This window comes from Paramagnetospirillum magneticum AMB-1, assembly GCF_000009985.1.
Taxonomy (GTDB): Bacteria; Pseudomonadota; Alphaproteobacteria; order Rhodospirillales; family Magnetospirillaceae; genus Phaeospirillum; species Phaeospirillum magneticum.
This window is the reverse complement of sequence record NC_007626.1, coordinates 4690877-4709376: the sequence shown is the minus strand read 5'-3', so window position 1 is coordinate 4709376 and position 18500 is coordinate 4690877. Positions and strand designations below refer to the sequence as shown.

The following is an 18500-nucleotide window of genomic DNA, read 5'->3' as shown; positions in this document are numbered from 1 at the left end:
TAAGTGCGAAGAACTCTACTGCCCATGCAGCCGGCCGAGGAAGCTTTCGGTCTCGCTGGTCAGGCCGTCCACGGTCTGGGCCAGCCCCTTGGCGCTCCACATCACCCGGATGGTGCCGGCACAGGTCTTGGCCGAGGCCTGCGCCAACTGGCTGACCGCGCCCGAGACCTTGTCGGCCTGCCGGGCCACCTGTTCGACGTTGGAGGCGATCTCGCGGGTGGCGGCATCCTGCTGCTGTATGGCGCCGGCGATGGCCGACGACACACCATCCAAGGTGCGGATCAGGCCCACCACCTCGCCGATGCGCTCGGCCATGCCCTGGGTGGAATCCTGGATGCCTTCGACCTGGCGCGAGATGTCCTCGGTGGCCCGGGCGGTCTGGTTGGCCAGATGCTTGACCTCGCCCGCCACCACGGCGAAACCCTTGCCGGCTTCGCCCGCCCGGGCCGCCTCGATGGTGGCGTTCAGCGCCAGCAGGTTGGTTTGCGACGCGATGTCGCTGATCAGATGGACGATGTCGCCGATGGCGCGGACCGCCGTCGACAGCCCCTCCATCTGGGAGGCCGTCTCTTCCACGCTGGCCACCGTCTTTTGGGTCACGTCGTTGGCGCAACTGACCTGATGGGCGATTTCATCCACGGACAGGGCCAGCTGGCGGGTGGCCTCGGACACGACGGTGGCCCGTTCGCTGGTGATCTGGGCGGCGTCGCCCATGTCCAGCGAGAGGCTGCCGCTACGTTCGGATCGCTGGGACATGGCCTTGGCGGTGGAGCGGATGGCGTCGGTGGCCTTGTCGACCGACGCCACCTTGGCCTGGACGCCGAGAGCGTGTTCGGCGGCGGCTTCGTCGCGGGCCGCCCGGGCGAGGTCCTCCTGCCGGCGCAGTTCCTGAGCCTCGTCTTCCATCCGCCGCTTGTCGAGGGCGTTGCGCTTGAACACCTCGACCGCCCGGGCCATCTCGCCGACCTCGTCGCCGCGGTGGGTGAACGGCGCCTCCACCGAGAGATCGCCGGCGGCCAGGGTGTGCATGACCCTGGTGATGCCCTGCAGCGGCAGGGAAATGCCGCGGGCCAGCAGCCATACCGCCAGCAGCCCCAGGGCCAGGATGATCACCGCGCCGATGATGGCATTGGTGCGGGCTTCGACGTATTCGGCGGCATAGTCGCGGCTGTCCATGACGATCTCGACCACGGCGGCCGGCTTGCCCGAATAGTCGGGGATCGGCGCCGCCAGGGCCGCCACCGGCAGCCCGCTGCGCTCGGCCTGGCGGATGACCTTGGCGCCGGTCAGGGCGCGGGACCAGTCTTCCTCGCCGAGAACCGCCTGATCGGCGGTCGCGGCCAGCACCTTGAAGGTTCCGGTCTTGGCGTCCTTGACGTGAATGGTGACGTCGACGCCGTAGCGGGCCTTGAAGGCTTCGACGAAGGGCTTGCCCAGCGACATGCCGAATTCGACGGTGCCGACCGCCCGTCCATCGGAGAGCACGGGGACGACCCCCCTGACGCCCAGTCCGCCAACGCCGCTTTCCAGGCCGACCACCGCGCTGCTCTTGCGGTTGGCCTCGACCACGGTCTGGCGAAAGCCCGAGAGGTCGTCGCCGAACTTGTCGGGCAGGTGCAGACGCAGGAACGACGTCGCCGGCGGCAGGTGGAACTGGAATTGATCGACGCCGACCTTGGCTTTCAGCGAGGCGAAGCCCGGCAGGAACAGCCCGGAAATTCGGGCGCGGTCGCCGCCGCTGAACGCCGTCTGGACGTCGGGAATGCCGGCGACCAGCCAGGCCATGCCGGCGCCGATGCCCGACTGAGCCGAGACGGCGGCGTCGAAGGCGTGGTTGAACCCCTCAAGTTCACGGGTTTCCGCGCGAACGATGGTGGCCGAAACCTGACGCAGCATCAGCGGCATCACCCCGATCACCACCACCGCCAGCAGGCCGGCAAAGCTGATGATGAGCTGTTCTCGTATCCGGATTTTGAGCATGGCACCCCCCGCCCCGAGGCCCTGGAGCGGACCCGCCGTAGGGCAGGAAGCGAACCAGTGGATGCCGATCAGAGTATCATCGTCCCGTAATGTAAGGCATGACCTTTGTACAGGGCAGGCGTGCCTATGGGCGGTGAGCGCGGCCGGAGGGGGATGAACCATACGCCTTCCCCCTTGTACCACACACTCTGTGACCCAAGTCATACCTGAGTATTCCGGTGTGGAATAAGATGCGGGCGGGTCAATCTCGGGAGCGGTGAAGGTCGTGTGGCGGGTCGTGACGATTATCCTGGTCATGGGGCTGGCGGCGTGCTCCACCACACCGCCTCCGCCGGCCGTTCCTTCCCAGCAGCCTCCTCTGCCCCGGCCCCCACCCCCTCGCCCGGAAGCACCTCGGCCCGCTCCTTCCCCGGCCGTTTCGCCGGACAGCCTGAACGGACTGAGCCGGGATGAGGCCCGCGCCCTGCTGGGCAGCCCGACGAGCGAGACGGTTCGCGCCATGGGCACGGTCTGGCGTTACCGCCGGGGCGAGTGTGTCCTGTCGCTGGTGTTCTATCCCGAGGTGGAGACCGATATCGAGCGTGTGCTTGGTTACGAATTCGAGGGAGGCAAGGATGCCGTCACCTGCTTCAAGCGTCTGCGCGATACGGGAGGCCGCAATGGCAAGTGAGGCCAATTCCCCTTTGATCGCCATCGTCGACGACGATCCGCTGTTCCGGGAGACTCTGGCGGGCAATCTGGGCGATGCCGGCTATGGGGTGCGGGCCTGGGGCGATGGCGAGGCTTTTCTGGCGGACCTGGCGGCACAGACGGAGCCCGACCTGCTGTTACTGGACTGGAAGATGCCGGGGATCAACGGGATCGAGGTGTTGCGTCGCCTGCGCTCCGCCCAGGTCGCCTTGCCGGTGATCTTCCTGACCGTGCTCAGCGACCAGATCTTCGAGGAGGCCGCTCTGTTGGGCGGCGCCGTGGATTTTATCGAGAAGTCGCGCAGCTTCACCATCCTGGAACGGCGCATTGCGCTGACCCTGGGGCGCGCCGCCGCCGCCGAGCCCGCCGCCGCCACCCGTGTCGGCGGGCTCAGCCTGGACACCACCAGCCGCCGGGCCCAGTGGCGGGGCAGGCCGGTGGACCTGACGGTGGGCGAGTTCTCCATGGTCGAGGCCCTGGCCGCCAAGGCCGGACGCGACGTCAGCTACCGCGAGCTTTACGATTCCGGGCGCGGCAAGGGCTTTCACGGCGGCGCCGGCGAGGACGGCTACCGCACCAATGTGCGGGCCGCCATCAAGCGCATCCGCGAGAAGTTCAAGACCGTCGATCCGGACTTCGAGCAGATCGGCAATTATCCCGGCTTCGGCTATGTCTGGCAGGCTGAGCGCGATGCCTAGACTCGGACTCTGGCGGGGATCCTTCGCCGTCAAGCTGGCCAGCATCGCCCTGATCTTCGCCGTGGTGCCGGTGTTGATCTACCTGCAGCTGGAGACGGTGGAGACCCAGCGCAACGCCCTGATGCTGCGCTTGGCCCAGGAACAGGGAAAGCTGGCGGGCGAGGCGCTGTTCCCCCTGCTGGAGCAGTTCTCGCCGCGCAACGCCGACCGCATCGATCCGGTGGTCAGGCGCCTGGGCGAGGGCGGCATGTCCATCAAGGTGCTGTTCCGGCCGGCCCAGTCCAATGGCGCCCGCAATTTCCTGCTGGTCGCCTCGGCTCCCGAGACCGGGCCGCAACAGGCCCGTCCCGCCATGGACCGGCTGGTGGAGAGCGGCGTGCTTGCCCATCTGGCCGCCAGTTGCGAGGGACGCGCCCCCCTGGCCCTGCGACTGGCCGGAATCCAGGAAGGCGGCGAGCTTCTGACCTATCTGGCCCCCCATGCCACCCGCCTGGGCTGCTGGGTGGTGCTGACCGCCCAGCCCACCGGCACCCTGCCGGAGCAGGTGATCGGCCGTCCCTACTGGCAATCCCCCGACCTTCAGGTGGCGGCCTCCATCTACCTGCTGATGGCGGTGCTGGTGCTGTCCATCTTCACCGACGCCTGGGGCAATCTGCGGCGCTTCCAGGGGGTGGCGCGCTCGGTGGTCCGGGGCGAGGCCAAGGTCTCCTTCGTCGAGGGCAACCGGGTCCCCGAACTGGCCGAGGTGGCCGCCGAGCTGGATTCCATGGTCGCCACCCTCAAGCGCTCGGAAGGCTTGCTGCGCCAGGCGGCGGAGGAGAACGCCCATGCCCTCAAGGCGCCGTTGGCGGTGATCTCCCAATCCCTCGAGCCCCTGGGGCGGGCGGTGGCCCCCGACAATGTCAGGGCGGTGCGTGCCCTCGACCTGATCGGCCAGTCGGTGGAGCGTCTGGACGGGCTGGTCTCCACCATCCGCCGTACCGACGAGACCATCGCCGCCCTGATCGACCGCCCCCGTGACCGGGTCGATGCCTCGGCCCTGCTCAACCGGTTGGGGCGGGGCTATATCCGCATGGCGGCCGAGCGCTCCGTCGGTCTGGACATGGGCGTCGCCGCCGGGCTCTGGATTTCCGGCAGCGACGAGATGCTGGAGGTCATCGCCGAAAACCTGCTGGACAACGCCATCGACTTCTCGCCCCCCGGTGGGCGGATTTCCATGGATCTGCGCCAGGAGAACGGCATGGCGCTGTTGCGGGTGCGCGACAACGGCCCCGGCGTGCCGGAAGGCGAGCTGGAGCGCATCTTCGAGCGCCATGTTTCGCAGCGGGGCAAGGCCGAGGGCGGCCAGGTCGAGCATTACGGCCTGGGCCTGTGGATCGTTCGCCGCAACGCCGAGGCCATGGGCGGCAAGGCCTGGGCCGCCGGCGCCCCCGGTGGCGGCCTGGAGGTCTCGGTCGCTCTGCCGCTGGGCGACTGAGCGTCTCAGTCACAGCTTTATCACAGCCTTCTCACCCCCCGGTTCCGGTCGCCGGCGTATTCCTATCAGGGATGGGCTCGTCCCAGATTTGAAGGAATAAGGCTATGACTATCCGCTCCAAGATTCCCGCCATGTCCGTGGTCGTTCTGGCCGTCGCCCTGTCGGGCTGCGCCAACATGACCAATCAGCAGCAGCGGGCCCTGTCGGGCGGTGCCATGGGTGCCGCCGGCGGTGCTGCCATCGCCGCCATGGCCGGCGGCGGTTTGGTGACCGGTGCCCTGATCGGGGCCGGCGGTGGTGCCGCCATCGGCGCCTTGCTGCCCGACGGCTGGACCGGCCACAAGTCGTCGTCCCAGACCGCGACGTCCAAATAGAACCGTCAGGAGGCGGTCATGAACACCTCGATACTTCGCAATTCACTGCTGGTGGCCGCCGTTACCCTGGCGCTGGCCAGCCCCGCCCTGGCTGATCCGCCGTGGCGCCACGACGGCCCGCCCGGCTGGTCCAAACATCACCACGGCTGGTCCGATCATCGCGGCTGGCGCGACCGGGACGGCTGGTACGCCTACCAGTACGGCCCGCCGCCCGTGATCTATGGCGGCCCCCGGGTGATCTACCTGCCGCCGCCGGTGGTCTACCGGCCGCAGCGCCCCAGCATCAGTATCCATCTGCCCCTTGACCTGGACTGACAGGAGAAGACCATGCAGACGATTCCCGCCAACCGCGACGCCCCCGCCTCAGGTGAGATCGATTGGGCGCTTCTTCTGCTCCTGGCCCGGACGGAAGCCGCCATGACCTGGCCCGACATGCTGCAGGATTCCGGGGCCAGTGAGTCATTGCCGGACGGCCTCGACCTTCGTCATCCGTGCGACCTGGACTGGGTCAGCCGGGTGGTGCTGGCGGATAATGCGCCGGCACCGGGGGGCATGCCCCTGCGGGGCGAGCCGCTTCCCGCTGGCTGGACGGCTTCCTAGGCTGGCCTGCCCCGGGAAAGCTAATGCTGCGCCACAGCGCTCAAAACAGTGGGGCAGGCTCTCCGCCCATTCCGGACCCCCGGGCCTGCCCCACTTTCATCCTGTTAACGCCAAACGCCGGCGGCGTACCGTGAGGATGCTTTTTGCGCATTGTTTTGGCGATGGAAGATTGGCGTCCCGGAAGGGATTCGAACCCCTGACCTACGGTTTAGGAATTTACAGCGCTAATAAAATATATTACAATAACAATACACTAATTAGCTTTGTGGCGCAATGTGAAATGAATGTGAATTGAAATTTGGCAAATCGTTATGTTGCGCAAGTCATTGATTTTCCATGCTTTGCACGCAGTGCGCACGCCAAAGAGTTCGCTCTTTGTTCTTGTCCGATTTTGCTCGTTATCGTATGCTATAATGGGAAGTCTGACCACCGATCGCGGCGGTCGGCCGTCGTGTAACACGACGGCGATGCGGACAACTTGTCGGGAAACCCGACAACATGCACCTGTCGGATAAACCGACACGGCTTGCCCTCCGATCATTTTGCCAAGCCAATTGATACCCCAAGCCTTTCGTTATAGGCTAACTGGATACCGATATCGCAAATGCAGGATGAGGGAACGATGACCGCTCAAATTTCATGGTCGGACGACCTGCTGATTAATGTCGCAGCTATTGATAGCGACCATAAGAAGCTCTTTGATTTGATGAGTGAAATTTTTGCCACTTCGGCTCATGGCGCGGATGCAATTAATCGCGCCATTGGCGCTTTAGCCAAATACACAAAAGAACACTTCGCCCGCGAAGAGGCGAGCATGGCAAAGACAAATTATCCAGGATTGTCGAAGCAAATGTACGAACATGAGCATCTTGTCTTCACGCTTGAGTCCATGATGGATCGCCTGATGATTTCTGGCCCTGAAGCCATTGATGCTGATCTCGCTAAATTCTTGATGAGCTGGCTTGGCGATCACATTATGGATTTTGACCTTAAATATGCTGAATATCTAAAGGCCAATAATCTGGAAGGCTGATGGTCGGTTCAACCTACACGGCCTGTCGCCCGACCGCCTCGCCCACCATACCATTCAACTCGCGCAGCTTGTGGGCGTTGGCCAGTTCCATCTCGGTCGTCGCCACAGCGGCATATTTGGCCGAGATGGATGCAAGGCGGTTTGACAGCCGCATCAGCACCAGCAATGACGGTGGCCGCTGCCGCGCCTTGGCGCAGGACATATAGCTGCGCGACTGGCCGAGCCAAAACCGCGAGAATTCATATTGGCTCTCGACCATCCACATATCGCGCAATTCCCCATAGACCTTCTCCAACAGCATGGCCGTTCCTCCTCATGGCGTTTCGTCCAGCTATTTAGCCTTCCGCGGTAAATACGCTTGCGGAGCAGCGCCACGCTGGACGCTGCTGCAAGAAGGAGAAAACGCCATGAACAGACTGACCTATTTGCCGAGGGGCTATTGCGAGATCGGCTTTGCCAACGAAGTCGTGCTGATTGAGGAGGCCGTGCATCAGGCCATCATCGCTACGCTGCTTCGGATGACCGCTCGGCGGTTGCCTTGAACTGCGGCGCTCTTGCGTTCGTACTGTGGGTGGCCTGGAGGTCAAATTTCCAGTTCCTGCCGTTGATCTGCACCACGCAATACGATGGCATGTCGCCGTTGTAGCCCAAGAATGCAATGCCATCGGTCATGCCGCGCCCTTCACATTTGCTGTCGCGGAATTCGTGGATGGCGCTGGCGACGTGCTTGCTGGGCAATCTGCCGCTGGCAGCGTCCACTTTGGCCTGCAAGTTAGGAATGACCTGGCTGCTGACAGCCTCGTACCACTCCCGCGCTTCCGCGTCCTGTCCGCGTTCCACATAGATCAAGTCCTCCAAGCGGCGTGGACTGCGGAAATTCAGGCGGTACTTCTCCTTCCCTATTTCCAATAGGCCGCGCACATAGCTGCGCGAACTGCCATCAACCCAAAGCGATATAGTGGCCTTGCTGGAATTGGCCTTCACCTGACCTGTTGACCGATTGGCCTTCGCCCACGTGGCGATATCCACAGCACCTCCAAGTGGCTCTTTCTTTCCCCCCAATGGCTCGTCCGATTGGGCGGCGAAGCCACGGAGTGGCGCAGCCGCATCGTCGATCACATTGTCGTTCATTCCGATTGGGCAGATCGCCTTTCCTTCTTCCGAGTGGCGAGCCACAAGCGAGCCACCATCGGTGAAATCGGCTGAAAGGCCATTGGGCGTGGCCGAAGGCCGCGAAACAGCCAAAGGCGTATCGATTAGTTTTAGCAATAGCTTAGCAATAGTGACTGGATAAGCCGTTGTAGATGCAGACGTATTTGTCCCTTTGGTGTGGAAACTGTGTGGGAGATGTGTGGAAACGGCGTGAAAAGCGTGTTGGAAACGCCCGTTCAGATTGGCCATGCGGCCACTTGATGCATGGGCGTTGGTGAAATCCACTGCCTGCCTGATTGGCCGACGCTGTTCCTTCGTCAGCTGTATTGCGCCCTGATGCACCACCTGAATGCCGTAATGCATGTCCAACTGCCTGACCAGCCAATCGCCCTGTTTCTCGGACGAGCGCCCCTTCTGGTGAAAGGCCATGATGCAGCCGATCAGTACGTCGTCATATCGCGGCCCCCCTTGATGCTCGCATAGTTTGTTGATGTGTCTGTTCCATTGAATTTGTGCCATTTGCGTTTTCCTCCCAATGCGTTTTCAGTTGAAACGCTGGGGCGGCCTGGAAAACGCTGATGAAAGAGGCTGTCACTGTTCCCGTCGGATGCAGTTAAGCCCCAGCATTGTATTTATCCCGATCTGCGGCGCTGCGAATGCGAATTTGGAAATAATTTTTGTCGGCTTATTACTCCACGCCACATTGCTGCGTGACAGCAATCGCGTCATTTGCAAGCCATTGACTATATTGACGAAATTTAGAGGAATATCGCGTTGTCGTGTTACACGACACTCGTGTCCGTAGGTTTAACCTACGCATGGCCTGTGCCCACGTCGCCAACTTGTCGGGAAACCCGACAACTTGCCCATGCCCATAAATAGCGTTGCGAAACACGTCAACAGGGAGGCGGCGATGCGACTATGGGAATTTATCAGCGAGGAGGCAGCGGCCAACAGCTTCGCGGACAATCTGAAACGACAGGCCGACGCCAAGGCCGATCAGGCCAAGAAGCTCAAGCAGGCGGCTTCCGCGCAGAAGAAGCGCGAGCAGATAAGCAGCACCAGGGCATCATTGACGAAGAAGCAGGGCGAATTAAGCAAGCTCGCCGCCGCATAGGAAAACATAAGAAAACTTACATTTCATTATGTTTGCCGTTAACCGCTTGATTATCAACGCAGATAATTGCGGTCAGGCCTACCGCGCTTTTGATCATATAATGATTTACCCAATGCGATAACTTTTCATTAGGTAAAGCGATGAAACAGGCCAAGGTACTCAGCGAAGCGGAACTCAAGCGCGTGCTGTCCGTTGTTGCCAATCAGCGTCACGCAGCGCGTAACCGCGTTGCGCTCATGCTCAGCTTCTATGCTGGAATGCGCGTCGGCGAGATCGCCCATTTGAAGCTCGGCGATGTGATTGATGGCGATGGCCGCGTGAAGGACCAAATTGTGCTGCCTGCCAGCTACACCAAAACCGCCGAGGCCAGGACGGTGTTCGTCAGCGGCAAGCTGCGCCGCGAACTTGAGCGCTTCCTGTCGTGTAACACGACAACAGATCGCGCCGCGCCGTTCCTCGTAACGCAAAAGGCCACGGCGTTCTCGGCCAACACGCTCTGCCAGCTATTCGGACAGATATATGCTCTGGCAGGCATTGATGGAGCGAGCAGCCACAGCGGTCGGCGGTGGTTCATCACGCAGATGGCTCACAAGGGCGTTTCGGCCAAGGTCATCATGACGCTGGCTGGTCATCGCCACCTGTCCACCACGCAGCGCTACATTGAGGTCAACGACCATATGATGAAGGCTGCGGTGGACGTCATTTAAAGGCGCACGACCCTACATTGTTAGTCGATTTCGTCCATTTTCTTTGGATTGGTAAAGCATGGCATCCGCAGCCTCAATCAGCATTTTTGAAGTCGTTCCATATTCAGGTATGAGCGAAATACCACCAATGCTCACGGTGACAATGTTTGCAGCTTTGGAAAATGCATGAGGAATCGCCGCATGTCGTATTGCCTCCAAAAGCGCTCCTCCTACCTTGCGCACTCCTATCACGTCGGTATCGGGGAGGATGCAAACTAATTCCTCGCCGCCATATCTGGCCGCAAGATCAGGAGGTCGTTTCACCACTTCATGAACTGCTTGCGCCACCTTTATCAAGCATTCATCTCCAGCGGCATGGCCATAATTATCGTTGTAGAGTTTAAAACAGTCGATATCCATAAGAAGTAAGCCGATGGGAGTGGACGACCGCAGTGCGCGCGCCAGCTCTTGTGCCAGACATTCATCAAACCAGCGGCGATTGGCGATTCCAGTGAGGGCGTCAGTCCGCGACATGGCAAGTACCGCTGCGTGCGCTTCTGCCAGTTTCCGCTCTGAGGCAACGAACTGGGATACCAATTCTGTCATAAGCTCCTTATTAATTCTTTGGTCAGACAATTGCGCTTGTTGCTCAAGAATAAGTGAGACAAAGTTGGCGGAAGCGCTATTTCTCCAGTCTATCTCATCAAAATTAGTCATCGAGCTCATTTGAACGCCCTCTTTGGAGGGAGAATTCCGTCGATACCAATATCATCCATATTCTTTAGGCGATCTATAGCTGCCGATATGTCCTCAGGACGGTAGAGAATTGACCCATGCTGAGGGGCAATTATCCGGGCTCCAATCGTCTCAATCACGCCCATCGCATGGTGAAGTTGCTTATTTCCTGGCATAATCCTGCGATGAAAACTGTGCATTCCTGTCCATGGACATGGCTCTTCCGTCTCAGAACAAGGCTCGTCCGGGTGCGATGGTGGACTTATGATGCACGAGCTACACGCATTATCCAAAGTGGCAAAAAGTTTCCAGTAGTTAAAAGCTCCAGCGCTCCCAAACAAATCACTTGTAAACAAGACGCCAGTGTTTTGATCATATGTGATAAATGATCCTGCGGAATGAGCGTATGGTGTTCTAAAAAAACGAATTACGCGGCCAGAGCGAAGCGATATATTTCCGCCAAGCTTATCAATGCAAAGCAGGGGGGATTTTGGCGCATAGTGACGAATAAATGGATTGTTTTCAGCGTGTGATATTATTTTTAGGTCAGATGTATTGATGATGCTTTCTAAATTTGGGATGGACCCACAAAGGTCTGGGTCATAATGCTGGTAAACCAAATATCTTATTTGACTTAGTGATATTCCCGTCTGAAGAACTTTTCGCATAACGGTGCTGAAATCAGGGCGACTGCCGCCGTCGATCAGCATAGCCTCATCGCCGTCAATAATAAGGTATGGATTGCATTGCAGGCGGCCTTCACTGTCGGCAAAGCCAACCCAATAGATATTTTCTGCAATTTTGACCGGGCGGTCATAGTCAATATTTAGGCTGACCATATCCATGGAGCACCTTCATCGGACAGCTTTGCACCACTAAAATAGCATTCACCTCCAAACAATTAAAGCATCAGATAGTTAATTTGCTTGCCAGCAGGCAGAGCTGCAATCACAGCGTCGCCCATCGTCCCCCGAATTTCGTCAGGCAGCGCCACGGCGGCCTTCCATGAACCGTCTGGCGCTCTGTAATTGGGAAGGGTGATTTCGGTCTTGCTGGCATCCGCGCGAACCTGAACGCCGTGGATGATCAGGGCCACGCCATCCAGGGTCAATTCCACATCGGCCAACGGCAGCACGCGGCCAGCATTGATGGCCGTGACCTGAAGGACGCTGATGGTGGCCGCGCTGGTTTCCATCTCGGCAGCATAGCATCGGTTCGCTGTAGGTTTAACCTACACACCACCAAGCCCACCTAAGAAAAAGCCCCCAGGCGGGAGCCTGAGGGCGTGTATCTGTCGGAAAAACCTACAGAAGTGCTATGGCGTTGCGGCCGACGATTGGTTCATGGTGGTGACCGCTTGCGCCGCAGCGACAGGCGTAATAGTGCTGGCCGAAGGAGCCGAGGGCGGTGACGCAACGATGGGGGCTGCCGCAACAGGCGGTGCAACAATGGCCAAGGGCTGCGGCTGCACAGGTGCAGGGATAGCCCCATTTTGCTGTGCCTTCAGAACGATATCTTCAAGCTCGCGCATGAGCTCGCGCAGATCAAAGCAATTGGCCTTCACCACGCGCTCAAGGGCCGTCCGATTGACGTTGGTGACGCCGTACTTCTTGAGGACGCTCTCGGCATAAGGGACATAATTCATATAATTGACTTGGGTGAAATCGGCCTTGTAGCACCGACTTGCGATAGACGGCGCAACATCGTCAATGTTGTTGGTAATGAAAATTGCCATGCAATTCACGCGGCAGTCAGTCAGAGCATTATTCAGAGTGCCGACAGCGACTTTGGAAATTTCCCCGAATTCATCAAAGATGATGAAGGATTTTTTCTTTGAGTTCATGCCAATCGTCCGCATGAACGTATTGGCGAGCTGCGCGATGGTCCGTGCGTCGTATTGCGCAGGATTGGCGAGCCTGACCTCCCAGGGATTGACGTCGGGGGCAATGGCCTTCGGCAGGAGGCCCGCCATCGTCGTCTTTCCCGAGCCCTTCGGCCCATACATGATGATGTGGCCAGATTTCCATCCGTTGACCAGCGCGTCGCACATGGCCGCAACGCCACCGTTCGGCATGGGGAGGTCGGACAGGTCGGTAATTGCGTTATCGAGTTCAAACTGAGACATGATTTTTCTCCTATAAATTGGATTGAATTGCGAAGGCCAGGGGAGCGCTGCGCGCACTCCCCTGGCCACGCGGATTGGCCTACGCAGCTTCGCGGCTCGCGGCGTCGTCGGCAGAAGTGCCGCCACCGATCAGGTTGTTCACCGCATCCTCGTAGCTCATTTCCCCTTCTTCGCTGTTGAAGAAGCGCTCCTTGCGATCAACCGCACCTTCATCAAAGCAGGAGAACTGGTTCGGGAAGATGCCGTCGGGGTCCGTCAAGCTCTTGGCGTTATCGTTTTCCTTGCCGATGGCGCGAACGATGGACTTGATCTGATCGCTGTTGGGATTTCCGACAGGGCGGTGGACCTTGATGGCGCCGTTCGCCTCAACGGTGCAAAGCATCAGGTAAAGGCCGCTGCCGCTGGCGATGGTGCGAGTAGGCTCAAGCGTGGCGTATTCCCCCTGGCCGACCAGCTTGGCCAAGCCATCGGTGAACTGCTTGTCCTTTGTCGCCTGAGAGACAGGCGTCTTGCCGCGCCGCACATTTTCCACGCCGCCGCTCTTTTCCAGCCAGCTGACAAACTCAGCGGTCTTGATCCCCTCGGCTTCTGCAATACGGAGAACCTGGCCGTAATTGCTGGCACGCCAGCGGGGTTCTGCGCCGAAAACAATCTTGATCAGCTTGATTGCAGAAGGAGTAGCGCGCTCAACATGGATGCCGAGCTCGTCGGCAACCTGAGTGAGCAGTTCGCGGCTCGTTTTCGTGAGGGTGACGGTCGTATACAGGTCGTAGCATTCGGCCAGAATGCCATAGAGGCGCTTGTTGCTGGCCGCGAGTTCCACGCCCTCCCAGTTCTTGCGGGAGGCGATCAGGGTGGTGCAGGCGTTGGTCAGAGTGAAGATATCGTGAGACATAATATTTTCTCCTATATGGGGTCAGGCTTGGCGCCGATCTCGTCGGTCAAAATTCAGCCGTGACGATGTTCTTATTGATATTGGCTTTACGGGAAGCGCGAACGCCACGTACCCGCAATAGCCAAAATTGTATGCGGCTGAGCATCTTCAGGTGGTGTCGATAGACATGGTCGTCCTCCTCTCGGCAGCGCCTCGTAAAAGGCAAGGTTTGAGCGATATACAGAAATACTATTTCTGTAGTTTTGGCGAAGTCATGACACAAAACGCAGAATAATCTGCGCTGGTGCATGTTCTTTTATGGGAGATTTTGGAGCTATCTAAGCGCGTGTTATTCGACGCTTGTGGAGACAGCTTTGAATTCGACCATTCTGCCTCCCTTCCCCTTAGATGGTAGTGCTCATTTGATGAGATGTACCCTAACAAATTTTTTCAGACTGGGGGTCAAGTTTTTTTTTGAAATCATGGAAAATATTTTCTCCGTACCTCTTGATTTTTTCTGAAACACGCAGAAAACCGCCCTTTTTAAGGGGCAAAATTTTTGCACAAGCTTCATCGAGCCGCATATCAATGCGTGTTAAGTAGCTAAGTATCTTTAGCCATTAATAGAATAGTTGTTGCGCAGAACATTCTGGCTGTCGTGTAACACGACACTGCCTTCTGTAGGTTAAACCTACACCTGCCTTTCGGTTGTCCTGCTCGGCCATCAGGCCATAGTATGTTCGTCATGTGTTCCTGTTGGAGGATGTGGTGATGAGTGCATTGGACAAGCTGAAGCTGAGCGAAATGACCCGCCGTGCCGTCGCGGCAACGCCTGAAGGGCGCTTGCGGCACAAGCTGGTGGAGGCCATCAATCAGCAGATCGCTGCTGTGGAAGCGATGCAGAAGGGCGAAGGCTTTGAAATTCGGCGCAAGCGCTGGACGAAGGACGGCGAGGGCAACAAGACCCTGCAAGACCGACTGGTCAAATTTCGCCCCTGGTATTGGCAGCAGGCCAATGGGGCGTTCATGCTGGAAGTGCGCTACGGCAACAAGATCGTGGAGATCAAGCCGAAGAAGACGGCCATTGAGATCGGCGACGTGGCGGAACTGGTGCCCACGCTGACGCTGGTGCGCGATGCGGTGGTCGCTGGCGAACTGGACAAGCAGTTGGCCGCGATGAAGGGGCGCTTCGGCAAGAAGCTCGCTTAAACGCCAAACAGCCCCGTACAAGCGGGGCTGTTTCCATGAGTGCCGTACTGCTGGGCGCTCAAATTGGCGGCGTGTACGACGCGCAAAGGGCCGAAGCGGCGGTGGGCGCGATGCTGTTGTCGGGAAAACCGACAGTTATGCCGTTGGCTCTGGTGGCGGTGGCCGCTTTTTCGGCTTGGCCTTTGGCTTTTTAAGTCCGAGATAATCCAAGTCGGTCGCCAGTTCGTTCGCTCTGTTTACCGTGCTGTCGTGCCCATAATGCGCATGCGCCACTTCGGGCGTATTGCCCATAATGATTGCTATCAACCTGATGTCCACGCCTGCTTCCAGCTTCAGCGTGGCGTAGGTGTGCCGCATGCTGTATGGGACGAACTTCTTGCCATGTACGTCAGTCTCCATGCCGAGTGCCTTGCACATGGTGTTGAATTGACGTTTGAAGTCCTTCACGGGCTTGCCCGTCAGCTGATCGGCGATCACGAAATCGTCGTCCTTGTTGAAATTTGACAGCGACCGAAATGCCATCAGGTGCGCCATCGCAAACGTATCGCAGCGAATATCGCGTTCGCCTGTTTTTGTCGTAGGCGCAATTTTCAGAATTTGATGCTCCACGCCATCGGTGGTTGCGGCGCGGAAATGTTTCCACTTGATCTGTACATGCTCGCGCCCTGGCCGCAGGCCAGTGCCGAGGACGAGGTGGACGAAGGCGCTGAACACCTGTCGGTCGAGATTTGGCCGATTGAGATCCATCTCCAAATCGCCATCTCGCATAATTTTTTTGGGAGAGCTTGGCTGCGTGTTGCAGTAGGCGAGAATTTTCTCCACCTGCTCCTTGTTGAACGCTGGGTGGCGTCGTGCCTTGATCAGTTTGGCCGACTTGGATTTTTTCGTGCCGATGACAGGCATTTTTGACGCGGGCAGCATGTCGTGATCGACGGCGTATTTGAAAATGCCGCGCAGCGTCGTGTCTTCCCCATATGCCTTTTCGGTGCTGCCGAGGTGCTTGGCGCGTACGTATTCCTTGCCGTCCTTGCGGACAATCGTTTCGGTTTTCAGCTTTGAGCCTGGCCCTTTGGTCCAGTAGTCCTTGCGCCAGCGTTCGTACTCCGCGAGCACCTGCTGATTGATCTGCGTGATCTTGTATGTGCCGAAAAACGGAATGTGGTAGCGCTCGGCGACGGTCCTGTAGGCCGCTGCCGACTTGCTGCCTTCAGCCTCAATGGCCTTCAACCAAGCCTCGGCTACCTTTTTGAAGGTCTTCGCCGTGGGGTCTTGGTCGGTCGCCTCAATCCTGATCTTGTGGTCGTGCGCCCATTGCAGCGCTTTTTGCGGATCGGCTTGCTGGGTGCTGACCGCGATGGATTTGCCGTTTGTCAGCGTAATGCGCGCTTGCCAGAAGCGACTGCCAGCTCGCTGATACACAGCGATCGGCTCGCTTTCGGCATAGACGTATTCAAAGCGTTTGGCTCTGGCCATTTCGCAAATACTACTATTAGTAGATATTTTTACAAACCACTAAATGTTAGATAATGTGAAATGACTGTGAAATGCAATATGTAATTTTTGCTAATATATAGATCGTTGTTTTTACTAAGTTTTTGGCGTCCCGGGAGGGATTCGAACCCCCGACCTACGGTTTAGGAAACCGTTGCTCTATCCTGCTGAGCTACCGGGACGCGGGCCGCGAGCGGTCGGGCGGGTTATATCATCCCGGCGGGGCGGCGCGAAAGTCCGATCATCGATGGGCCTGTCTCCCTGTGGCGGTGTCCGGTTTTGCCGGCTTTGTGCCGGGCGCGACGCGACCCTGACGCCCGGCCTGCTTGACGCTGACGCGGGGGCTTTCTACAGTGATCGCTCCCAAGGGGTGTTCGCCCCGATAGGGTGACGGGCGGGAAGACGTGTGTTCCCCGTCCGCCGTTGGAATTCGACAAGGAACCTGCCTATGAAGATTGTGACCGATTCCTCGTTCGAGGCCGAGGTGCTCAAGGCCCCCGGCCCGGTTCTGGTGGATTTCTGGGCCGAGTGGTGCGGCCCTTGCCGCCAGATCGCCCCGGCGCTCGAGGAACTCTCCAAGGACAGGGCCGACAAGATCACCATCGCCAAGATCAACATCGACGAGAATCCCGGCACCCCCGGCAAGTACGGCGTGCGCGGCATTCCCACCCTGATGATCTTCAAGAACGGCCAGGTCGCCGCCACCAAGATCGGCGCGCTGCCCAAGAGCAAGCTTTACGAATGGGTGGATTCCAGCCTGTAACGGCTGGAATTCGTTTCGCATTCCGATGTCGGGCCCCGCTTTGGCGGGGCTCGACGCGCTTCTCGTGTCCGTGCGGGGTGCCATGGCCGTCTTCGACGAACAGAGCCGCCAGCGGCTGCTCGACTATCTCCAGCAATCCTTCGACGACGAGAACGCCGCCGACCTGGAGACCTTCGCCCAGAACTTCCTCCACAACGGGGCGCTGTGGGACCGGCTGGCCGATCTGTTCCCCACGGCCTCGGCTTCGGCGCTGCGCGCCGTCATGACCGAGGCGTTCGCCGAGTGGCGCAAGGTTCGCGACCGGCCGCACTGACGCGGCGCCGCGCCTTAAATCGGTATTTAAATGCCGAATTATGCCATTGACGACGGACCGACCCGCCGATACCCTGCCATGGCCACCTTCCCTGACGAGAGGCGACTATGGGCTATACCCTGGCAGAATTTCTGGCGCACGCCATTGCTTTGGAAAACGAGGCCGCCGAGCGGTATGTGGAGCTGGCCGACATGATGGAAGCCCACAACAACCTCGAGACCGCCGTGGTTTTCCGCGACATGGCGCGTTTTTCCACCCTTCACGGCGACGAGATCAAGCAGCGCGCCCGCGCGCTGGAGCTGCCCAAGCTGATGAGCTGGCAGTACCGCTGGAAGACCCCGCCCGAGGTGGGCGACGAGAACGACATCCATTATCTGATGACGCCGTACCACGCGCTACGCTATGCCCGCGACAACGAGATCCGCGGCATGGAGTACTACAAGGACGCCGCCGCCAATTCCGCCGATGCCGAGGTCAAGCGCCTGGGCGCCGACTTCGCGGCGGAAGAGGCCGAGCATGTGGTGGCGCTCGACAAGTGGATCGAGAAGACTCCCCGGCCCTCCATCACCTGGAGCGAGGACGCCGATCCCGCCCAGTGCGTGGACTGACGGCGGCAAAAGCCGAAGACGGGAAAGGGGGCCTTGCGGCCCCCTTTTTTCATGGCTGCCGCCGGGACTTGTCCTGGCTGCGCTTGACCACGGCGACGCCCAGGACGCCCAACGCGATGCCCCAGATGGGCGAGGTGTTGACCAAGGCGGCGATGATGGAGGGCGCCTGGGCCGGTTCGGCGACGATGGCCCAGGAGATGGCGCCCATGGTGGCGGTCCAGGTCAGCGCCACCGCATAGCCGAAAGTGGGCCGCCAGCGGCGCACATAGCCGTCGTCCGAGGCGGCTTCGACCCGCATGGTGGCGTTGATCTCGGCCAGTTGCCGGGTCTCTTCCCGCGCCAGCTCGATCTCGTGGGCCAGCCAGGCCTGCTGCATCTGCAGCGCCAGGGCGGGGTCGGCCTTGATGGCGGTCAGGGCGTCCTGGCCGTCGGGCCTGCCAGTGACGCTGCGGGCCACGCCGACCACCTGATCGGCGACCTTGGCGGCCTTCTCGGCGTCATCGCCGCCGATCCAGCGGATCAGGCCGGGCACGAACTGGGCAAGGCCCAGGGCGATGGTGATGGGGTCCATGGTG

Annotated in this window: 24 protein-coding genes and 2 tRNA genes; 14 read left to right on the top strand and 12 right to left on the bottom strand. The window is 59.5% G+C overall.

The genetic code is table 11. The annotated features are described in order from the left end of the window. Positions 1 to 15: 15 nt before the first annotated feature. Complete coding sequence (locus AMB_RS21760) at positions 16 to 1980, bottom strand: methyl-accepting chemotaxis protein (RefSeq protein WP_043745587.1); 1965 nt, start codon at positions 1978 to 1980, stop codon at positions 16 to 18. A gap of 277 nt (positions 1981 to 2257) precedes the next feature. Here AMB_RS21760 and AMB_RS21755 point away from each other — a divergent pair, with 277 nt between their 5' ends. From AMB_RS21755 to AMB_RS21730, 6 genes are all read left to right on the top strand, one after another. After that, a complete protein-coding gene (locus AMB_RS21755) occupies positions 2258 to 2650 on the top strand; it encodes a hypothetical protein (RefSeq protein WP_231848921.1) in 393 nt (130 codons plus the stop codon). Then, positions 2640 to 3368, top strand: coding sequence for a response regulator transcription factor (locus tag AMB_RS21750; protein WP_011386649.1), 729 nt, complete (start codon positions 2640 to 2642; stop codon positions 3366 to 3368). Before AMB_RS21755 ends, AMB_RS21750 begins: the two co-directional genes overlap by 11 nt. After that, positions 3361 to 4845, top strand: a complete 1485-nt coding sequence (locus AMB_RS21745) for a sensor histidine kinase (protein WP_011386648.1) — start codon at positions 3361 to 3363, stop codon at positions 4843 to 4845. Before AMB_RS21750 ends, AMB_RS21745 begins: the two co-directional genes overlap by 8 nt. A 104-nt stretch (positions 4846 to 4949) precedes the next feature. After that, positions 4950 to 5219, top strand: coding sequence for a hypothetical protein (locus AMB_RS21740; protein ID WP_011386647.1), 270 nt, complete (start codon positions 4950 to 4952; stop codon positions 5217 to 5219). 18 nt (positions 5220 to 5237) lie between these two features. Beyond that, positions 5238 to 5534: a hypothetical protein gene (locus tag AMB_RS21735; RefSeq protein WP_011386646.1), complete on the top strand. Its 297-nt coding sequence runs from the start codon at positions 5238 to 5240 to the stop codon at positions 5532 to 5534. A 12-nt stretch (positions 5535 to 5546) separates the two neighbouring features. Beyond that, entirely contained in the window at positions 5547 to 5819 is a 273-nt protein-coding gene (locus AMB_RS21730; protein ID WP_011386645.1) for a hypothetical protein, read from the top strand. Between the two features lie 170 nt (positions 5820 to 5989). Here AMB_RS21730 and AMB_RS25470 read toward each other — a convergent pair. Continuing rightward, positions 5990 to 6073, bottom strand: a tRNA-OTHER gene (locus tag AMB_RS25470). A 368-nt stretch (positions 6074 to 6441) separates the two neighbouring features. Between AMB_RS25470 and AMB_RS21725 the strand changes: the two genes are divergently transcribed. Continuing rightward, positions 6442 to 6852 (top strand): bacteriohemerythrin, encoded by a 411-nt coding sequence (locus AMB_RS21725; protein ID WP_011386644.1) that lies wholly within the window; start codon positions 6442 to 6444, stop codon positions 6850 to 6852. 13 nt (positions 6853 to 6865) lie between these two features. On the opposite strand, the gene AMB_RS21720 is transcribed toward AMB_RS21725, so the two are convergent. After that, complete coding sequence (locus AMB_RS21720; RefSeq protein WP_011386643.1) at positions 6866 to 7153, bottom strand: DUF6626 family protein; 288 nt, start codon at positions 7151 to 7153, stop codon at positions 6866 to 6868. 106 nt (positions 7154 to 7259) lie between these two features. On the opposite strand from AMB_RS21720, the gene AMB_RS26875 reads away from it, so the two are divergent. Then, the gene (locus tag AMB_RS26875) at positions 7260 to 7394 is read left to right on the top strand and encodes a hypothetical protein (protein ID WP_269446047.1); all 135 of its coding nucleotides are present in this window, start codon (positions 7260 to 7262) and stop codon (positions 7392 to 7394) included. Here the strand turns inward: AMB_RS26875 and AMB_RS25465 are convergent. Next, a complete protein-coding gene (locus AMB_RS25465; RefSeq protein WP_011386642.1) occupies positions 7357 to 8523 on the bottom strand; it encodes a hypothetical protein in 1167 nt (388 codons plus the stop codon). The genes AMB_RS26875 and AMB_RS25465 overlap by 38 nt on opposite strands. Positions 8524 to 8917: 394 nt before the next feature. Between AMB_RS25465 and AMB_RS21710 the strand changes: the two genes are divergently transcribed. Continuing rightward, positions 8918 to 9121: a hypothetical protein gene (locus tag AMB_RS21710; RefSeq protein WP_043747157.1), complete on the top strand. Its 204-nt coding sequence runs from the start codon at positions 8918 to 8920 to the stop codon at positions 9119 to 9121. Between the two features lie 140 nt (positions 9122 to 9261). After that, on the top strand, positions 9262 to 9828 hold the full coding sequence (locus AMB_RS21705; protein WP_043745581.1) for a tyrosine-type recombinase/integrase: 567 nt from the start codon (positions 9262 to 9264) through the stop codon (positions 9826 to 9828). A gap of 12 nt (positions 9829 to 9840) precedes the next feature. Here the strand turns inward: AMB_RS21705 and AMB_RS24720 are convergent, their stop codons facing one another. From AMB_RS24720 to AMB_RS21690, 5 genes are all read right to left on the bottom strand, one after another. Then, complete coding sequence (locus tag AMB_RS24720; protein ID WP_231848920.1) at positions 9841 to 10533, bottom strand: diguanylate cyclase; 693 nt, start codon at positions 10531 to 10533, stop codon at positions 9841 to 9843. Continuing rightward, a complete protein-coding gene (locus AMB_RS24715; protein WP_083763577.1) occupies positions 10530 to 11387 on the bottom strand; it encodes an MBL fold metallo-hydrolase in 858 nt (285 codons plus the stop codon). Before AMB_RS24715 ends, AMB_RS24720 begins: the two co-directional genes overlap by 4 nt. A gap of 56 nt (positions 11388 to 11443) precedes the next feature. Next, the gene (locus AMB_RS21700; RefSeq protein WP_043745578.1) at positions 11444 to 11737 is read right to left on the bottom strand and encodes a hypothetical protein; all 294 of its coding nucleotides are present in this window, start codon (positions 11735 to 11737) and stop codon (positions 11444 to 11446) included. A 120-nt stretch (positions 11738 to 11857) separates the two neighbouring features. Continuing rightward, on the bottom strand, positions 11858 to 12667 hold the full coding sequence (locus AMB_RS21695; RefSeq protein WP_043745575.1) for an ATP-binding protein: 810 nt from the start codon (positions 12665 to 12667) through the stop codon (positions 11858 to 11860). A gap of 79 nt (positions 12668 to 12746) precedes the next feature. Beyond that, positions 12747 to 13562 carry a hypothetical protein gene (locus AMB_RS21690; protein ID WP_011386637.1) on the bottom strand — a complete coding sequence of 272 codons (816 nt, stop codon included), beginning with the start codon at positions 13560 to 13562 and terminating at the stop codon, positions 12747 to 12749. 750 nt (positions 13563 to 14312) lie between these two features. Here AMB_RS21690 and AMB_RS21685 point away from each other — a divergent pair. Beyond that, the gene (locus tag AMB_RS21685; RefSeq protein WP_043747155.1) at positions 14313 to 14750 is read left to right on the top strand and encodes a DUF6641 family protein; all 438 of its coding nucleotides are present in this window, start codon (positions 14313 to 14315) and stop codon (positions 14748 to 14750) included. A gap of 135 nt (positions 14751 to 14885) precedes the next feature. On the opposite strand, the gene AMB_RS21680 is transcribed toward AMB_RS21685, so the two are convergent. Continuing rightward, on the bottom strand, positions 14886 to 16223 hold the full coding sequence (locus AMB_RS21680) for a tyrosine-type recombinase/integrase (protein ID WP_011386635.1): 1338 nt from the start codon (positions 16221 to 16223) through the stop codon (positions 14886 to 14888). Between the two features lie 123 nt (positions 16224 to 16346). Continuing rightward, positions 16347 to 16423: transfer RNA gene (locus tag AMB_RS21675), tRNA-Arg, on the bottom strand. A 266-nt stretch (positions 16424 to 16689) separates the two neighbouring features. Here AMB_RS21675 and trxA point away from each other — a divergent pair. The 3 genes from trxA to AMB_RS21660 all read left to right on the top strand — a co-directional run bounded on the left by trxA (position 16690) and on the right by AMB_RS21660 (position 17925). Then, complete coding sequence (gene trxA, locus AMB_RS21670) at positions 16690 to 17004, top strand: thioredoxin TrxA (protein ID WP_009870125.1); 315 nt, start codon at positions 16690 to 16692, stop codon at positions 17002 to 17004. An 82-nt stretch (positions 17005 to 17086) separates the two neighbouring features. Next, positions 17087 to 17317, top strand: coding sequence for a hypothetical protein (locus AMB_RS21665; RefSeq protein ID WP_011386633.1), 231 nt, complete (start codon positions 17087 to 17089; stop codon positions 17315 to 17317). 107 nt (positions 17318 to 17424) lie between these two features. Further along, positions 17425 to 17925 carry a ferritin-like domain-containing protein gene (locus AMB_RS21660; RefSeq protein ID WP_011386632.1) on the top strand — a complete coding sequence of 167 codons (501 nt, stop codon included), beginning with the start codon at positions 17425 to 17427 and terminating at the stop codon, positions 17923 to 17925. Between the two features lie 49 nt (positions 17926 to 17974). Here AMB_RS21660 and AMB_RS21655 read toward each other — a convergent pair whose 3' ends face one another. Next, positions 17975 to 18496 (bottom strand): holin family protein, encoded by a 522-nt coding sequence (locus AMB_RS21655; protein ID WP_011386631.1) that lies wholly within the window; start codon positions 18494 to 18496, stop codon positions 17975 to 17977. Between the last annotated feature and the right edge of the window lie 4 nt (positions 18497 to 18500).